Annotated in this window: 16 protein-coding genes; 14 read left to right on the forward strand and 2 right to left on the reverse strand. The window is 38.2% G+C overall.

Annotated features, from left to right (window positions below; genetic code table 11):
• Positions 1–160: 160 nt before the first annotated feature.
• From K3T81_RS03875 to celB, 8 genes are read left to right on the forward strand one after another with little or no spacing between them, the layout of a single operon-like run.
• The gene (locus tag K3T81_RS03875) at positions 161–1441 is read left to right on the forward strand and encodes an extracellular solute-binding protein (RefSeq protein WP_238018361.1); all 1281 of its coding nucleotides are present in this window, start codon (positions 161–163) and stop codon (positions 1439–1441) included.
• Between the two features lie 60 nt (positions 1442–1501).
• Positions 1502–2377 (forward strand): carbohydrate ABC transporter permease, encoded by an 876-nt coding sequence (locus K3T81_RS03880; protein ID WP_238018363.1) that lies wholly within the window; start codon positions 1502–1504, stop codon positions 2375–2377.
• A gap of 12 nt (positions 2378–2389) precedes the next feature.
• Positions 2390–3268, forward strand: a complete 879-nt coding sequence (locus K3T81_RS03885) for a carbohydrate ABC transporter permease (RefSeq protein WP_238018365.1) — start codon at positions 2390–2392, stop codon at positions 3266–3268.
• Between the two features lie 35 nt (positions 3269–3303).
• The gene (locus K3T81_RS03890) at positions 3304–5040 is read left to right on the forward strand and encodes a sensor histidine kinase (protein ID WP_238018367.1); all 1737 of its coding nucleotides are present in this window, start codon (positions 3304–3306) and stop codon (positions 5038–5040) included.
• A gap of 3 nt (positions 5041–5043) precedes the next feature.
• Positions 5044–6606, forward strand: coding sequence for a response regulator transcription factor (locus K3T81_RS03895; RefSeq protein ID WP_238018369.1), 1563 nt, complete (start codon positions 5044–5046; stop codon positions 6604–6606).
• Between the two features lie 31 nt (positions 6607–6637).
• Positions 6638–8077 carry a glycoside hydrolase family 1 protein gene (locus K3T81_RS03900; RefSeq protein ID WP_238018370.1) on the forward strand — a complete coding sequence of 480 codons (1440 nt, stop codon included), beginning with the start codon at positions 6638–6640 and terminating at the stop codon, positions 8075–8077.
• Between the two features lie 34 nt (positions 8078–8111).
• Positions 8112–9032, forward strand: a complete 921-nt coding sequence (locus K3T81_RS03905; RefSeq protein WP_238018371.1) for an ROK family protein — start codon at positions 8112–8114, stop codon at positions 9030–9032.
• A 30-nt stretch (positions 9033–9062) separates the two neighbouring features.
• The gene (gene celB / locus K3T81_RS03910; protein ID WP_238018372.1) at positions 9063–10376 is read left to right on the forward strand and encodes a PTS cellobiose transporter subunit IIC; all 1314 of its coding nucleotides are present in this window, start codon (positions 9063–9065) and stop codon (positions 10374–10376) included.
• Positions 10377–10789: 413 nt separating this feature from the next.
• Here the strand turns inward: celB and K3T81_RS03915 are convergent, their stop codons facing one another.
• A complete protein-coding gene (locus K3T81_RS03915) occupies positions 10790–10972 on the reverse strand; it encodes a hypothetical protein (protein WP_106897680.1) in 183 nt (60 codons plus the stop codon).
• Positions 10973–11342: 370 nt separating this feature from the next.
• Here K3T81_RS03915 and K3T81_RS03920 point away from each other — a divergent pair, with 370 nt between their 5' ends.
• Positions 11343–12086, forward strand: a complete 744-nt coding sequence (locus tag K3T81_RS03920; protein WP_238018373.1) for an alpha/beta hydrolase — start codon at positions 11343–11345, stop codon at positions 12084–12086.
• Between the two features lie 43 nt (positions 12087–12129).
• The gene (locus K3T81_RS03925; protein WP_238018374.1) at positions 12130–12789 is read left to right on the forward strand and encodes a hypothetical protein; all 660 of its coding nucleotides are present in this window, start codon (positions 12130–12132) and stop codon (positions 12787–12789) included.
• A 74-nt stretch (positions 12790–12863) separates the two neighbouring features.
• Here K3T81_RS03925 and K3T81_RS03930 read toward each other — a convergent pair whose 3' ends face one another.
• Positions 12864–13784, reverse strand: a complete 921-nt coding sequence (locus tag K3T81_RS03930; protein WP_238018375.1) for a DnaD domain-containing protein — start codon at positions 13782–13784, stop codon at positions 12864–12866.
• Between the two features lie 577 nt (positions 13785–14361).
• Between K3T81_RS03930 and K3T81_RS03935 the strand changes: the two genes are divergently transcribed.
• The 4 genes from K3T81_RS03935 (at position 14362) to K3T81_RS03950 (ending at position 17399) form a co-directional block, all read left to right on the forward strand.
• A complete protein-coding gene (locus K3T81_RS03935; protein ID WP_238018376.1) occupies positions 14362–15087 on the forward strand; it encodes a 3-ketoacyl-ACP reductase in 726 nt (241 codons plus the stop codon).
• Positions 15088–15433: 346 nt separating this feature from the next.
• Complete coding sequence (locus tag K3T81_RS03940; RefSeq protein ID WP_238018377.1) at positions 15434–16096, forward strand: HAD family hydrolase; 663 nt, start codon at positions 15434–15436, stop codon at positions 16094–16096.
• A gap of 37 nt (positions 16097–16133) precedes the next feature.
• Positions 16134–16796, forward strand: coding sequence for an N-acetylmannosamine-6-phosphate 2-epimerase (locus tag K3T81_RS03945; RefSeq protein ID WP_238018378.1), 663 nt, complete (start codon positions 16134–16136; stop codon positions 16794–16796).
• 201 nt (positions 16797–16997) lie between these two features.
• A complete protein-coding gene (locus tag K3T81_RS03950) occupies positions 16998–17399 on the forward strand; it encodes a hypothetical protein (RefSeq protein ID WP_238018380.1) in 402 nt (133 codons plus the stop codon).
• Positions 17400–17439: the final 40 nt, after the last annotated feature.

Genomic DNA, 17439 nt, shown 5'->3' on the forward strand with positions numbered 1-17439 from the left:
TGCTTGGAATAGTGTCTTTACCATGCATACATGGATATCTAGAGTTTATTGCTTTAAGTATCCGTAATTTTCGGACATTTTTATAGATTTGTAGGATATTAAGAATAAAGTGAAATTGTTACACTTTATGTAAGCGCTTAATGATTAAGGGGGGAACAAAATGAGAGCATTAAAATTTTTATTTTTAGGAGTAGTGGTAGCGTTCGTTTTAGCTGCATGTGCCGATAGTGAAGAAACCCAGTCTAAGGAAGGGGTAATTGAATTAACACTGTGGAATGACTGGACAGAGGACCGTCCAGAAAATACGGTTTACAAAGATATTATTGAAAAATTCAATGCGGAACACGATGATATTGAGATTATAAGTGAAAGCACTCCTCATGACGACTATGAGATTAAATTGCGGACACAGGCTGCTGGGAATCAATTGCCCGATTTGATGCGCGTATGGCCTGGAACGAGAATCGAGCCATTCGTCGAGGGGGATGCCCTGTTACCGTTAAACCCCATTATTGATCATTGGGAAGGGACAATTCCCGAGGAGATCTTACAGGATTATGCATTAGGAGAAAATTACTATGCAATTCCATCTAATGTTAGTGAAACAAGTCTGATTTTCTATAACAAACAGCTTGTAAGTGAAGCAGGATTTGAAGAATTTCCGGCAACCTATAAGGAACTTAAGGAATTAGTAGATAGCTTGAATAGCGATAATGTTACGCCGATCTCTGTTGGGAATAAAGCAATTTGGCCATTACAATCTGTCTTTATTTCTGGAATTGCGGATCGTTATACAGGGAGTGACTTCCTCCACAATGTATTGAATGAGGATGGAACGTTTGAAAATGAACAATTTATTAATGCCCTAACTGTCATTGATGATTTGACCAAATCTGGAGCATTTAATGAAGATATGAATACGATTGACGAAGCTCAATCTAGAAATGAATTTATTAAAGGGTCAACTGCGATGCATTTTGCAGGCTCCTGGGCTATTGGGCCAATCATGGATAGTGTAGATGATCTGGAGAATATTGGTGTTGCACCTTTTCCTTCCTTTGAAGGTGGAGAGGGAGACGCATCTAAAATTTCTGGAGTCGCCGGTGGTGGAATTGCCGTTAATAGCCAACTTAGCGAAGAAGAGCAGGAGGCAGCATTTGAGTTTCTTAAATTTTACTATAGTGAAGAACTGTTCCAAGAATTAGTCAAGGCAAATATTATCGTTCCAGCTGATGTAGAAATGGACGATAGTATACCAGAAGTGTTTAAGGAGGCAAACAGCTTAGCTCAAAATGGGCTCTCACCTGTTTATGATGCGACCTTATCACCGGAGTTGACGGACATTATTAATAATGGGCTTCAATCCATTACAATTGGGGATACAACACCAGAAGAGCTTGCAGCAGAAATGCAAGCGGAATTGGAAAAAGCGAATGAATAATCAATTTATACACAGGTTGCCGGTTTTTACGGCAGCCTGTGAAAATTGGAGGACGAAAAGATGCAGCTAACACATAAAAGTAAAGCAGCAATCATGATCGGTTTACTTCCCGCCTTTCTGATTTATGCTGTCTTTGCCATTTATCCCATTTTGCAATCCTTTTATTACTCCTTGATGGAATGGGATGGATTTACTGATATGACCTTTGTTGGTCTAGATAACTTTCGGAATCTATTTGAAGATCCTTTGTTTTGGAATTCGGTTAAAAATAATATCTACGTTGTGCTTGCCTCTGTTTTAGGTCAGATACCACTTGCGTTGTTCTTTGCACTTTTACTCAATCGTAAGATAAAAGGACTTAAATTCTTTAGAACGGTTGGCTTTCTCCCGGTGGTACTTTCAACGGTCGTTATCTCATTAACTTGGAGCTTGATTTATAATTCTCAGAATGGAATGTTAAACGAAATTCTGAGAAACATTGGACTTGGTGTGATGGCACAAAACTGGCTTGGTGATACGAAGTGGGTAATGGCCGCCGTCTTGGTTACCGTCATTTGGCAATTTATCGGGCTTTACTTAATTATTTTTCTTGCTGCATTACAGAATGTACCAACAGAAGTTTTAGAAGCAGCAAAAATGGACGGAGCTTCTGAATGGACGACAACCTTTAAAATTACAATCCCAATGATCTGGCATACGATTATTGTTGCGGTAATTCTATGCATCTCCGGGAGTCTAAAGACGTTTGATCTTATTTATGTCATGACAAATGGTGGGCCAGCTCATTCTTCTGATGTAATGGCACTCTATATGTTTAATGAAACATTCAATAAACTGCAATATGGATATGGTAGTGCGGTTTCTGTATTCATCTTCTTCTTTAGTCTTATATTAATTTTTATTGTTACGAAGTTATTTGGTAGGAAACTAATTTAAGGAGGGGTGTGAATGAATTCTACATTACCTATTGAGAAAAATAAGAACAAACAAAATGAATCAAGAATCAAGAAAAGGGTCACAAGAATTATCATTTATACATTACTGAGCCTGTTTGCACTTATAAATGTCTATCCCATCGTTTGGATGGCGATAAACTCGTTTAAGTCTGAACAAGAGTTTACGGTTAATCAGTTTGGTTTTCCTTCAAAATTCAACTTTGAAAACTATGCCAATGCTTGGGAAATAGCGAATCTCGGTGTGTTATTTAAAAACAGCATTTTTATCTGTGTCACGGCAACCGTTGTTACCGTGATTATAGGAGCTTTGGCCTCTTATTTCCTGGCCAGGTTTCATTTTAAATTGAATAAGGTTATATATACGTTTTTTATCTTTGGGTTGTTGATACCGATTCATGCCACACTTGTACCGATGTTTATCCTAATGAAAAACCTTGGGCTGCTCAACACGGAAATTACATTGTTATTTCCTTATATTGCTTTTCATTTGCCGATAACCATTTTTATTTTAACCAGCTTTATGAGGGCATTTCCAAAGGATATTGAGGAATCTGCCATTATGGATGGTGCTGGGATATTCCGAATCTTTTGGTCCATCATTCTACCAATGTCACGACCAGCAGTTGCTACGGTTATCATTCTTAATTTCATATATAATTGGAATGAGTTCTCTTTTGCTTTAGTGCTGATTAATGATCCGGAATTGCAAACATTACCACTGGGACTGGCTAATTTTGCAGGGCAATTTACAACTAACTACGGGGCACAAATGGCAGGATTAACGATGTCACTTGTTCCAATTGTGATTTTCTATCTGTTTTTAGAAAAAGAGATTGTAAATGGTATGACCTCCGGAGCAGTAAAGGGCTAATTGCAGCAATAAAAAGCTAAAGGATAGGTTAAATCATGTTAAAGAGATGGGGCTTGAAGAGGAAGTTTATTACATTTTTCTTAGCATTAACTGTACCAATTCTGGTTATTAGTATCTTAATCTATTATCAAACTGGAATTGTATTGAAAAAACAGGCAGTAGAGGAGGCAACGGAGAGGTTAAATAGAAATGAGCAGAATCTGTTAGATGTCTTTTCAACGGTAGAAACGATGTCTTCCTACATGATTTACGACCGTAATTTTCGGGAGATGTTTACTGCTACAGAGGAAGAAATCTACCAACCTGAATATAGGGAAGCAATGGAGGTGATAAAAGGATATTTTACATTTCAGCTTATCTCCAACCCTTACATTAATTCTATTTCATTAATTAGTAAGGACGGTCATCTAGTTGAACATGGTGAACCAGTAAAAGGAAACGAGTCAAAACTTGATCAGGCTGCAAAGGACGCAAACGGCAGCGCGGTCTGGAGTGATCCCTATCAAGTAACGAGCAGTTGGAATGATGATAAATATGTAATCAGTCTATCCAGACTGATTAATGATATGAATAATATAAGTGAACAAATTGGTTTAGTTCGTATACGGCTTGATCCAACAGCCTTGTATAACCAAATGGAAGTTCCTTCTCAACGCGGTGAATATTTTATTTTTTCTGATCAAGGAGAAGTCATCCTCCATCAAGATGCTGATTTAATTGGCAAGCAATTTCCGGATGCTGGTCTCACAGACTGGGTCACAGAGGGAAAGGAAGATTTCTTCAGTTATCAAGATGGTGATAGCCACTATCTCGTTGTTAAAAATCAACTTGCTAATACAGACTGGTTCTCTGTAACGGCAATAGATGAAGGTAAACTTGTAGCAGATCTAACGAACGTACGGGTATTGATTGGCTATTTAATTGGTATTCTTCTCTTAGCAGGAATGTTGTTCTTTCTTTTATTTTACCATTCTACTATTAAACGGGTTATTGAATTGACCAATCAGACAAAGCAAGTGGCGAATGGGGATTTTACTGCCAGTGTGTATGTAGACTCCAACGACGAGATTGGAAAACTCGGACTTCGTTTTAATAAGATGGTGAAAACAATTCAACGACATATCGAAACAGAGTATAAGTTGAAAATAAAGCAGAGAGAATCAGAGTTAAAAGCATTACAGAATCAAATTAATCCACATTTCTTGTACAACACGCTAGATATGATTCGCTGGAATGCAAGGTTCGAAAATGCACCGGAGACCGGACATTTAATTGAACGCCTGTCCAAAATATTTCGGATGAACCTGAATAACGGGAAAACATGGGTAAGATTTAAAGAAGAGATCGAATACAGTCAAGCCTACCTTGAACTGCAAAAAAAGCGGTTAGGTGAACAACTGGATTATCATATTGAGATCGATCATGATCTGAAAGATTATTATGTGATGAAGCAGGTGATCCAACCTTTAATTGAAAACAGTATTCAACATGGTATAAAAAATTTACCGAGACAAGGAATCATCCGAGTTCACTGTTACCAAAGGAACAATCAAGCCGTGATCGATGTAATGGATAATGGTTGGGGATTTAGTGAAGCAAAGAAGGATGGTGAAGAGCGCGCTGGATTTGCTTTAAAAAATCTACATGATCGCATATCGATCGTATTTGGCAAACCGTACGGTCTTATCCTATTGGATACAGACGAAGGGGCAGCCGTTCGATTGCTTCTGCCACTTTTAAATGAGGAAAAATCCAAAGAATTAGGTGATTAGTTGATGCCATTCAAGTTACTGATTGTCGATGACGAACCAATTACCAGACGTGGCTTAAGGCAGACAATTTATTGGGGAAAACACCAGATTGAATTTGTTGAAACGGCAATGGATGGGTTAGACGCCATCCATAAAATAAACGATATGGGTGGTGTCGATCTTGTCTTGTCAGATGTCCGAATGCCGAACATGGATGGTCTGCAACTGGCTTCATATTTACAGCAGCACTATCCTAAGACGAAAACAATGCTTATCAGTGGTTATGATGAATTTGCGTATGCCAAAAAAGCAATGCAGTCAGGAGTAAAGGATTACTTGCTGAAACCAGTTGATATCGGTGAACTAGAGTTAAAAGTAGAGAAACTTATTAGTGAAATAGAAGAAGACCAGCAAATAAAAGACGAATTACAGAAAAGCGAAATCAAAAATGCTATTTTCCAACAGATTTACCATACTACCGATAACAATTCACCTCTTCAGTTAGGGCTAAATGTAAGGGTTTACCCATTTGTTTGTCTGGTAAAGGATTATGTCCAGCAAGCGCAGCACTACTCGAAGCAAGATATGGAAATATTTCTCCACAATATAAAGCAATCGATTGAGCGCGTAGCGGAGGAGCTTGGATTTGAAACGATATCGATGTATATGAGTAAAGGATTACTGTTCACCTGTCTCATACAAAGACGTGATAGAGAGTTCGATTTAGAAAAGCTTATAGAAGACGTGATGAAACAAGCCACTTATTATTCCCTATCATTTGTATGGAGTGATTCGGTTATAGCAATAGCTGATATAAAGGATAAATATAGCGATCTCTTAAAGGTTTGTAAGTATTTCCCGCTAGTTGGGGAGAATGAAATACTTTTTTCCAATTATAAACTGACACGGCCAATCGCGCAGAGTTATCCTCATGACATCGAGAAAGAATTAATGGAAGTACTTTATCATGTGGAATGGAAGGAAAGTGACCAGATACAATCCCATGTCGAAAAGCTATTTCTCTATTTTAAAACAAACACATTTTTCCTTGACGAGGTAAAGGACGTTTGCACACAAATCCTTAATAATTTGTTGAAGGAATATGAAGGATTGCCAGGTATAAAAGCCGTACATGCCGATTTTCATTACCAGCAATCAATTGACCTTCTTTTATTCAATTCATACGCCTTGTTACAGCAATTGTTTGAACAAGATATTGAGCGAATAAGAGAAAAGCTGGATTTAAAAACGGTAGAGAAAGCAGATTGGCTTGTCCAGCAAGCACAAGAATATATTCAGTCCTATTTCCGTTCTGCAATAAAAGTTCAAGAAGTGGCAGATGTCATTAATGTATCCGCTAACTATTTCAGTACGTTGTTTAAACAGAAAACGGGAGATAACTTTAATGAATATGTCAATCGTTTAAGAGTGGAAGAAGCAAAATCATTACTTGTAAATACCCCGTTTAAAGTAAGTGAAATATCGAAACAGGTTGGCTTTAGAGAGTATAAATATTTTGTGCATGTGTTCAAGAAATTCTCTGGGGTGACACCAACTAATTACCGAAAGTTGACAGTAAGTGAGTAACTTCATGTATAAAAACAAGGAGGTAATAGGAATGACAAATGTAAAAGTAAAGATCCCGAATGATTTTATGCTGGGTGCCGCAGTTTCAGCCTGGCAGACTGAAGGATGGGTAGGGAAGAAGGAATCTCAGGATTCTTACTTAGATCTCTGGTATAAACATAATAAACATGTTTGGCATAATGGGTTCGGTCCAGCTATCGCAACAAACTTCTATGAACGATATGAGGAAGATATTCAAAACATGAAAGAAATTGGATTAACACATTTTCGGACATCGATTAACTGGTCGCGGTTTCTAGTAGATTATAAGAATGCAGTGGTAGATGAGGAGTATGCCTCCTATGTGGATGATGTCATTAATAAGCTCATTCAAAATGGTATTGAACCAATGATTTGTCTAGAACATTATGAGGTACCAGCTGAATTATTTGAGGAATATGGCGGCTGGGGATCTAAACATGTAGTTGAATTATTCATTGCGTATGCAGAGAAAGTTTTTGAACGTTATGGGGACCGTGTCAAACATTGGTTTACCTTTAATGAACCAATTGTTGTTCAGACACGTGTCTATTTGGATGCCATTCGCTGGCCGTTTGAACAAAATACAAAAAAGTGGATGCAGTGGAATTACAATAAAGGCTTGGCAACAGCAAAGGCAGTCAAGTTATTTAAAGAAATGGAACTCAAGGGAAAATATGGGGCGAAAATTGGTGTCATTCTTAATCCAGAAGTGACGTATGCTCGTTCAACTGCTGAACATGACCAACAGGCAGCGAAAATGTATGACTTGTTTTTCAATCGCGTCTTTCTTGACCCCTCCATAAAAGGGGAATATCCAAAGGAATTATTTGATGTAATGGAAAAACACGCTATCACCTTTGATTATACGGATGAAGAACTAACCTTGATTAAGGAAAATACAGTGGATTATGTTGGTCTAAATCTTTATTTTCCCCATCGCGTTAAGGCCCGTACTTCTGCTTGGAATGAAGAAACTCCTTTTCATCCCTCGTATTACTATGACATGTTTGAACTACCTGGGAAGAAAATGAATCCTTACCGTGGTTGGGAAATCTACCCAAAAATTATGTATGATATGGGCGTTCGAATGAAAGAGGAATATGGCAATATGGAATGGTTCATTGCTGAAAACGGGATGGGAGTCGAAAATGAAAAAAGATTTAGGGATGATTCGAATATCATTCAAGATGATTACCGTATCGAGTTTATTAGTGAACATTTAAAATGGTTGTTAAAGGCAGTAGATGAAGGGGTTAATTGTATAGGATATATGCTTTGGGCATTCACTGATAATGTATCACCAATGAATGCATTTAAAAATAGATATGGATTAGTGGAAATAGATTTAGAGGATAATCGCAACCGTCACCTGAAAAAGTCTGCTTATTGGTATAAAGAATTGATAGAATCAAAAGAATTTGAAGCAGAGAATGAAGCGGTTTATAAGTGAAATCTATGGAAAGTTTGAAAAGTGAGGTGACTAAATGAACAAATATTTAGCATTTGATATTGGTGGGACCTTTTTAAAATATGGTGTGATCTCAGAAGAAATGGGGGTTTTGGAAACAAATAAAGTGAAGACCCCAGACTCCTTGGAGGGATTATTAACTGCGATGAAGGAAATCTCCCATTTGTATAAGGATGCGAAAGGAGTGGCAGTAAGTAGTCCCGGTGCCGTTTCTGAAGATGGCTTTATAAAAGGCTCATGTGCTTTGCGTTATTTACACGGTCCCAATATAAAACAATTGATGGAAGAACAGCTAAACGTACCCATTTTCATGGAGAATGATGCACATTGTGCAGGCTATGCCGAGTTCTGGAAAGGAAATGCGAAAGGGAAAAAAGACGTACTTGTTATGGTACTTGGAACAGGAATTGGTGGCGCTGTTTTTAAAAATGGAGTACTGCATAAAGGGGCAAATTTGCATGGGGGTGAATTTGGCTATATGCTTCTGAATACTGCTGTTCAGAATAGTAATGACGTGTGGAGTAGGAGAGCGTCAACCAAGGCATTAGTCAAAGAGGTTGCCAGACAAAAAAATATCGATATGGCATCCCTTTCTGGGGAGCAGGTTTTTAGCATGGCAGAGGCTGGAGATAAAGTTTGCTTGGAAGCTTTGGATAGGTTTTATCATATATTGGCAGTTGGGATTTACAATCTCCAATACATTTATGATCCAGAGATAATTTTAATTGGTGGAGGTATTAGTGCAAGAGAAGATCTGATTGATAACATTAATGAAAAGCTAGACGGAATCATGGAAGCTGTGGATCTCGCAAAAATTAAACCTACCATTGCATCATGTCACTTTCGACAAGATGCCAATCTGCTTGGAGCAGTGTATGGCTGGCTAAAGGAAAGGGATGGTTGTATTAGAAGAATAAATACGAAATTAAATAACTGAATATTAAAATTTTATTAAAAGGAGAATAAAATGGATAACAGCAAGTTTATGCAGTTTCTGGAGCGCTTTTTTTTACCGATAGCAGATAAGCTAAATAACAATCGGTATTTAGGTGCTTTGCGTGACGGGTTTATGGTAGCATTGCCAATAATCATCTTTGGCTCTATGTTTGTAGTTATTGCAAATCTCCCTTTCTTGGATAGGCTACTAAGCGAGGATGCATACACGGCATATAAGGATGCACTCGGCCCAGCCTCAGCAGCAACTTTAACCATCATGGGAATGTTTGTCATAGTCGGTATTGCATACAAACTAACAGAATATTATGAAGGAGATGCCATTTATGGAGGGGTTACAGCGCTTGCCTCATTTCTCATCCTAACACCACAAATGCTTGAGGGTGTTAGTGGCGTAATTCCGACATCAAGTCTTGGAGCAGAAGGGCTATTTCTCGGAATTATAACAGCTTTCATGTCTGCAGAGTTTTATCGTTTCTTTTTGCAGAAAAATTGGATGATCAAAATGCCGCCTGGTGTACCAGAGGCCGTATCCAGATCCTTTAGTTCCTTAATACCGATTACCATGACCCTATCCATCTTTTTGTTGATACGAATATTATTTAACATTACTTCATTTGAAACGGTGCAAAATTTTATTTATACCGTTATCCAACAACCAATAACAGCTTTGGGAAGTGGATTACCTGCAGCAGTGATTGCGGTGCTCTTAATCCAAGTATTTTGGTTCTTCGGTTTGCATGGACAGATAATTGTAAATTCGGTGATGGATCCGATTTGGATGACCTTATCTCTTGAAAATTATCAGGCGTTCCAAGCTGGAGAAGAGAGAATGCATATTGTAAATAACCAGTTTATCGATACATTTATTGTAGGTATGGGCGGCTCTGGAATGACAATGGCCGTTATATTAGGGCTATTTTTAGTCGCCAAAAGTAAGCAATTAAAGCAGCTTGGAAAGCTTGGTGCTCCTCCAGCAGTTTTTAATGTAAATGAACCAATTATCTTCGGGTTGCCGATTATTCTTAATCCACTCGTTGTAATTCCATGGCTATTAGCTCCAGTGGTCGTTACAATCGTTACTTATTTTTCCATGTCGGTTGGCCTAGTCCCTGTGTCAACCGGTGTTCATGTTCCATGGACAACACCCATCTTTATTGGTGGAATGCTAACGACGAATTCGATAGCAGGAGGGATAATGCAATTAGTTAACTTAGTAATTGTGACCTTAATTTGGATTCCATTTCTGAAACTATTGGATAAGCGATATTTTGGAGAGGAACTAGTAGGTGCGAACAATGAAGTGGCTGCCGGTAAAAAGGAATAATAGTAACCTTTATAAAAAGTAAGGCATAAATACGCTAATTCAAGCGAAGGAAGTAATCCTGAACAAAATCGATACCTTAATTAATGGTGCTAGTGGCAATCATGAAGATACCATTACCTCTGTAGAGACACATCATCTGGACGGAAACGCCGAAAAGTCTTTTTTTGATATGACAGATGAAGGATTTACAAATGTATTTGATAAAAACTTTAAGGGGGAGCTTTTTAGCTGCAATGGTATTTGGAGAATCTCTTCTTGAGCAAACAGACTCTGCTTTCCAGATTCTCTAAGTCATTCCATAATTCATTTGCTTTAAGGATAAATGGAACATATTCCCCACTCACCATAAGCATAGCGAATAAATTAAGAAGCCTTCACTATAATGTGAGGGCTTCTTCTGTATTTCTTATTTTCTATTCTTCATCTTCGTTTTCTTCTGTGTCCGTATCTTCGCCTGTTTCTTGATCTTCTTGTTCCGTAGAATCTTCTGTTGCTGGGTCCTCTTGGTTGTCCTCATCGTCAGAGCAACCAATTAATAAACCGGTGGATAGGATTGCTGTTAAAGATGCAGTAGCTAATTTCTTCATTTTCAACATAATCACCTTCCTAACAAAAGTTTAATTCACTTATAGTATAAAGCAGATTCATTAACCCACTGTTAAGTAAATGTAATTATCCCTACATAAAGCAAAATTGAGTCTAGTTGGCTATTCGAGGAGAGGAGGCGGGTATTTTGGATTAGGGCTTGAACGTTTTGTGGGTATTTAAGCGTTTGCTCTGAATCCCAAATGTATTTACTCTTTTGTAAAAAGGTATTTTTTTCTCAAGCTACTTATCAATTGATAAGTAGCTTGAGCTTTGATATAAATAAAGAAAGAAAAGCATACGTCTATCTTCAAAAGGGAATTCATTAATTTCAATTATCCATGTTGTATGCCTACTAAGAAGAAAGAGTGAGAAAGAAAAATGAAAAAAATATGGAAGGTTTTACTTTTAGTTTTATTAGCAATACTCCTAATTGGAGGAGGCGGTTTTTATTATTGGGCACAACAAACCTATGATGCTTCCGATACGTTATACGAATTTGTTAACACGGAGGACATACAATCTGAAGAAGATTGGCTATTATTCGAGCCTGAAGGAGAAGCCGACACCGGAGTTATACTGTATCCGGGCGCCAAGGTAGAGCCAGAAGCTTATAGCTATTACGGAAAGCAATTAGCATTGCAAGGCTACCTAGTGGCCATTCCCAACCTTCGTTTAAACCTCGCGATTCTTGATTTAAACAAAGCCGAGCAAATAATGGAGGAGCACCCTAAGCTGGAGCATTGGTATCTAGCTGGACACTCATTAGGAGGGATCGGAGCAACGAGCTTCGCTATGGACAACCAGGATTTAGTGAATGGTGTTATCTTACTAGGATCCTACCCGAGTGACAGTGCAGATTTCTCAGATGTAGCCATGCCGATGCTTTCCATCTCGGCAGAGTACGATGGCTTATCAACTCAAGATAAGATAAATGATACTAAACATCTTCTGTCTGAACAAGCAGTCATACATGAGATAAAGGGAGGGAATCACGCACAATTTGGCGTTTACGGGAAGCAAAAAGGTGACGAGGAAGCATTGATTTCAGTGGAAAAGCAACAGGATGAAATTATGCTGGTGATCACAGAATGGTTAGATCAACAAGGCGCACCAGAAAACTAATGTAGCAGGTATTCTTTATATTCAGCCGAATAGGAGGATGGAAATGGATACGTTCTTTTATACACTTTTCACAATAGCATATGCAGTACTCCTTGCCTGGAGTTTGCGTGAAACGCCAGCAAGGTTCCGCTGGTCCTTACGATCTTTTGTTCACCTTGTGATTATTGGACTTATTTTTGATAATGCCGTGATCGCAAGTGGCAAGTTCATCGGGGAAGGGGAATTTCTGGCATTCTTAAATGAAATGCGCTATTGGTTCCATGCCTTTATTACGCCGACCCTTGTACTTTATGCATTGGGATTATTACGTTTAACGAATGCAAAATGGAGAAGAAGCAGGCTTGCCTTAGGTAGCTTCCTCCTCATTACAGCTGGCTTAATCGTTTATGAAATACAAGCAGGGATTCTTAATAAAACGTTAGAGCCAGTGTGGGAATACGGGGTGTTGCGCTATAACACAGTAGAATCCTCTTCAGGTCCACCAATCATGATTTTATTGGTTATGGCCGTGTTGCTCGTGACGAGTATTATCCTGTGGAAATTGACGAAATGGCCATGGATGTTTGGTGCTCTATGTATCATTCTTGTCTTGAACGTGATTCCATTTGATTTTGCGAGTTCAGCTGTGACGAACGGATTTGAGCTACTTTTAATGCTTTTATTAGTAGTGACGAAAAGGCATTATGAAAAAATAAGTTCTTAGTAGTTTGGGAGCACCTGCAGCTTATTGGGGTGCTCCTAATTTTTTTGCTTTTAGGCATAACGCAAATAGAAACCTCACTTATTCCCCCCCTTTGCAAACTGACCCAACAATGTTTTTAATTCTGCTGCTTCTTTTACTGGATCTACCACAGCTACAGGTTGCACTGTTTTTCGCTTCTTCTTCTGCTCATAAAACCATTCCGGCACTATTTCTGTTTGGACGTTTCCTGTATATCGTGTATGCTGCCGGGAAAATTGCATTTCTTCATTCCTCGCCTGCTCAACAGTCCGAATTCCTTTCTTTTCCCAGGCTTTTAAAATACCTCGTACATAGCGCCAGGTTATCTTATTTTTCTCCAATGCCTTTTTCATTGCATGAACCAAAAGTTCTTCGTTCATAGCAGCGGCCCACTCCTTTATTTCCTTGGAAATATATGGCGTTAATTCACTGAAGTGTGTCCTGTAGAAATGGCTTGCTGCTGTATTGGTTTGTTTATTATTTTTGTTTATTATTTCGTTTTGTTTAATGAATGGGTCGGGAGTGTGGTCGGAACTGCAGTCTGTTTTGTGGTTGTTTTTCTGGTTGGTTGTTTCTGAATTAGAGTGGCTTTCACTTTTTGTCAGGATTGATTCTTCTTTTGGTTTTTTGGCAGGTCGTGGTTTTGACGGTGTAATTTTGGATGGCGTATTTTCTCCTTGCGTTTGTTCGTAATCTTCAACCTGGGAAATCATTTGATAAATGGCGGATCGATTACTGCCACGATTGGTGACAATAATTCGATTTTTGTCCTGTAGTTCTCTACGTGCAGATTTAAAACTAGTGTTTTTAAGGCCACTTTGGGCTTGGAGCTGGCTTGCTGCTACGGAGAATTGTTCTTTCCACCCGCAAAGGTTTTGGAAATGCATGAGGGAAAACCAAAGAGAGACAGCAGAACTCGATAGCGGCTCAAAGATATTTCGTTTGTGAAAACCGTTGATTTCTTTAATATAATTCATTTTGAAAAACTCCTTTTTCGATAATATAGGTGTCCAAAACTATTATCGAAAAAAAGTTGGCATAGGGGGTGCTTTTGTAATTATTTCTAGTTTGCTTCCCCCTGTTTTTTTATGGCTACACTGATTGTATTATTTTGCGGCGATTCGTTGTAGGTGGGACACATAATAAAGCTACTTCCATCTTCTTTGGTGAATTGGTACTTCTTTTCATGTGAAAGTTGTGGAAAAAAGTTATCCTGGAGACAGGATTCAGGGGTGAATAGAAATAATCAAGGTACTTGTTTCTGCAGATAGTTTGTTGTTTGGGGTTTTCGCTAGATTGCCTTTGAAGTATGTTGCTTGTTGAGAAATGGAAAGTAGTAGCCATGGTGTCTTTGTCAAGTTCGTATTTTTCATAAGGGAAAAAGCACCCAATTGCATATGAAACTACTACTTCTGAAATTTAAAATAAAGTCAACCAAAGAGAAAAGAGGACCTGTAAATAGAATTTTAGTTTAAATACTATTCTTTGACATGTTTTTCTCTATTTTGTAAGATAATAAATCTGTATAATTGATACTGAAGGGAGTTTTACATAATGGCAGAATCATTAAAAGGGAAAGTTGCAATTGTTACTGGAGCAGGAAAAGGGATTGGTCGCGCTACCGCATTAGCATTAGCTCATGAAGGTGTTCGTGTTGGTCTAATTGCGCGTACTGAAGAAGATCTAAAAGCAGTTAAGAAAGAAATAGAAGATTTAGACGTGCAGGTTGCCTATGCTACTGCGGATGTTTCCTCTATGGAAGAAGTGAATCAGGCAGTTGAAACTTTACAGGAGAGTTTAGGCACAACGGATATCTTAATCAATAATGCTGGTATAGGGAAATTCGGGAAGTTTTTAGAGCTTACTCCAGAACAATGGAAAAAAACCATAGATATAAATTTGATGGGTGTTTATTACGTCACACACGCTGTACTTCCTCAAATGGTTGAGAAGAATGGAGGAGATATCATTAATATTTCTTCCACTGCTGGGCAAAAAGGTGCGCCAGTTACAAGTGCATACAGTGCTTCCAAATTTGGGGTGCTTGGACTAACAGAATCCCTTGCATTAGAGTTAGAGGTACGTAAACATAATGTTCGTGTTTCTGCGTTGACACCAAGTACTGTGGCGACTGAACTAGCGTATAACGAAAATTTAACGGACGGAAATCCAGAGAAGGTCATGCAGCCTGAAGATTTGGCTGAATTTGTCATTGCCCAATTGAAGTTACATCCACGAGTCTTTATTAAATCTGCTGGATTATGGTCAACAAATCCATAGAAAGTAAGTATAATTCCTAACTGAAATGCACCCCTTAGACAGATGAAGAAACTGTCTGGAGGGGTGCATTGTGAATTAAAGTAGAATTGCATGCAGGATGTGAATTAATTCGCCAAGCACTAGTGGAAAGCCATCCTTCACTAGAAGATTTAGAAATAACAATCGAAAAGAAAGTAGCTTTTAACTTTCAAAGGTGTAGTACGCATTTATTATAGTTAACGTAAGCACAAGAGTGATTTATATAGATACATAACATGGGGATTAACATATTAAGCTTTTGATTCCTAATAATCCTCCTTCTCGTGTTATCCTAAGAATAGTTTGAATATAAGGAGGAAGAATAAAAATGATAAAAGCAGTTATCTTTGATTTTGATGGACTTATTTTGGATACAGAAACGGCTTGGTATGATACATATAAACAAATTTTACAGGAGACGCATGATTTTGACCTTCCACTTTCTGAGTTTGTAAAAGGGGTAGGTGGAGGAGATGATACGTTACTTGATTACATAGACAAGGAAGTAAAAGGAACGTTTCAACCAGACGTTTTTCTAGAAAAAGTGAGTGTGATGCACGCTGAACGCTTAAAAGAAGCAGAAGCCAGAGAAGGTGTAGAGGATTATTTAAAAGAAGCATCAGATGCAGGATACCAAATATCAATTGCATCTAGCTCTGATCGTAAGTGGGTTACAACACACCTTACAAATCTTGGATTGATTGATTACTTTGATCACTTTGTAACCTCAGATGATGTGGAAAAAATAAAGCCAGCGCCAGACCTGTTTCTAAAGGCTATTGAGGTATTAAATGTAAAACCTGAGGAAGCGATTATATTTGAAGATTCCTTAAATGGCTTGCTTGCTGCACGGAAAGCGAACATTAAAACAATTATTGTGCCGAATCCAGTTACAGAAAGTCTACCTTTTGAGGATCACCATTTAAAGATTAGTTCGATGAAAGAAATGAGCTTAACGGAGATTATCAAGTCTGTAGATAAGGCAGAATAAATAAAGCTGCTTACAGAGAGGAAGAGGGGATAATTAGATGGAAGAACTAAAGGGAGGCTTGGTGGTTTCATGCCAAGCCCTAGAACATGAACCCCTTCATGGGAATGGCCACATGGCAGCAATGGCTTTAGCTGCTAAACAAGGTGGTGCAGTAGGCATTAGGGCAAACGGTCCTTCTGATATAAGGCAAATCAAAGAAAAGGTAGATTTACCAATCATCGGAATATGGAAAAAGGATTATGAAGGCTTTGATGCATTTATCACCCCAACGACCGAGGATGCAAAGAGTGTTGCTGAAGCTGGAGCAGATATTATAGCAGTTGATGCAACCGAGCAGACGAGACCGCAAAAGCTAGAAGAATTGGTTGAATACATACAGCATGTGCTAGGTAAAAAGGTGATGGCAGATATCTCAACGCTAAGTGAAGGGAAAAATGCTCACGAATTGGGATGTGACTATATTAGCACAACCTTATCGGGTTATACGTCTTATACCAAAGACAGGGCACAGCCAGATTTTTCTCTTTTAGAGGAGTTAATTAAAGAGGTTTCCACACCAGTAGTGGCGGAAGGGAATTTCGGTAGCCCTGAACAAGCGAAAAAAGCTTTGGAAATTGGTGCGGCTTTTGTAGTGGTTGGTGGGGCAATAACACGACCGCAGCTTATAACCAAAAGCTTTGTTGATGGGATGAAAGAATAGGAAAAAACTTTATTAGGGCTAATGGTTTTAAAGCGTGATCTAATGAAACAAAGGCGATCTTAAATGATCGCCTTTTCTAATCTAAAATTTTACGGCCTGTTTATGGAATATTATGTTAGCATTGAAGCGTGACTTGTTAAACTAATGCAGCAAGTTAGTGCAATAATTTATTATATTTTTATCAGGGAAAGGAGTGTTAATTTGAAGAAAATAACAGTTTTTATCCTTCTTTTGTTTTTGTTAGTAGGATGTAGTCAAAGTAATGTTCAGCATAATAAAGACTTAGAGGATTCTATTTATTCTATTGTAGATGATAAAAATAAAAGTGAGATAAGTATGAAATCATTGACGACTTTCGATTGGGATAAAGCATTCCTTTTTACACCTTATAGTACACAAGAAGCCATAGAAGAAGAATTAGGTACTGACTTCAAAGACCCAAGCAATATCAGTATGAGAGATGATATATACCTATTGGTTTTCCTAGACGGAGATAAAGTAGTTCAATATGTTGAAATAGAACGCCGAGGCTCTGACTTTTCAATAAGGCAAAAGGGACACCTTACTCCATCCAATGATGTTATAAGTATTGAAAGGCATTAAGAAGTTTCCTTGTTGGAGTAACAGGTGCTTCTCTTGAGTA

Origin of the sequence: Oceanobacillus jordanicus, assembly GCF_022095695.1 — a bacterium.
GTDB classification, from domain to species: Bacteria; Bacillota; Bacilli; order Bacillales; family Amphibacillaceae; genus Oceanobacillus_B; species Oceanobacillus_B jordanicus.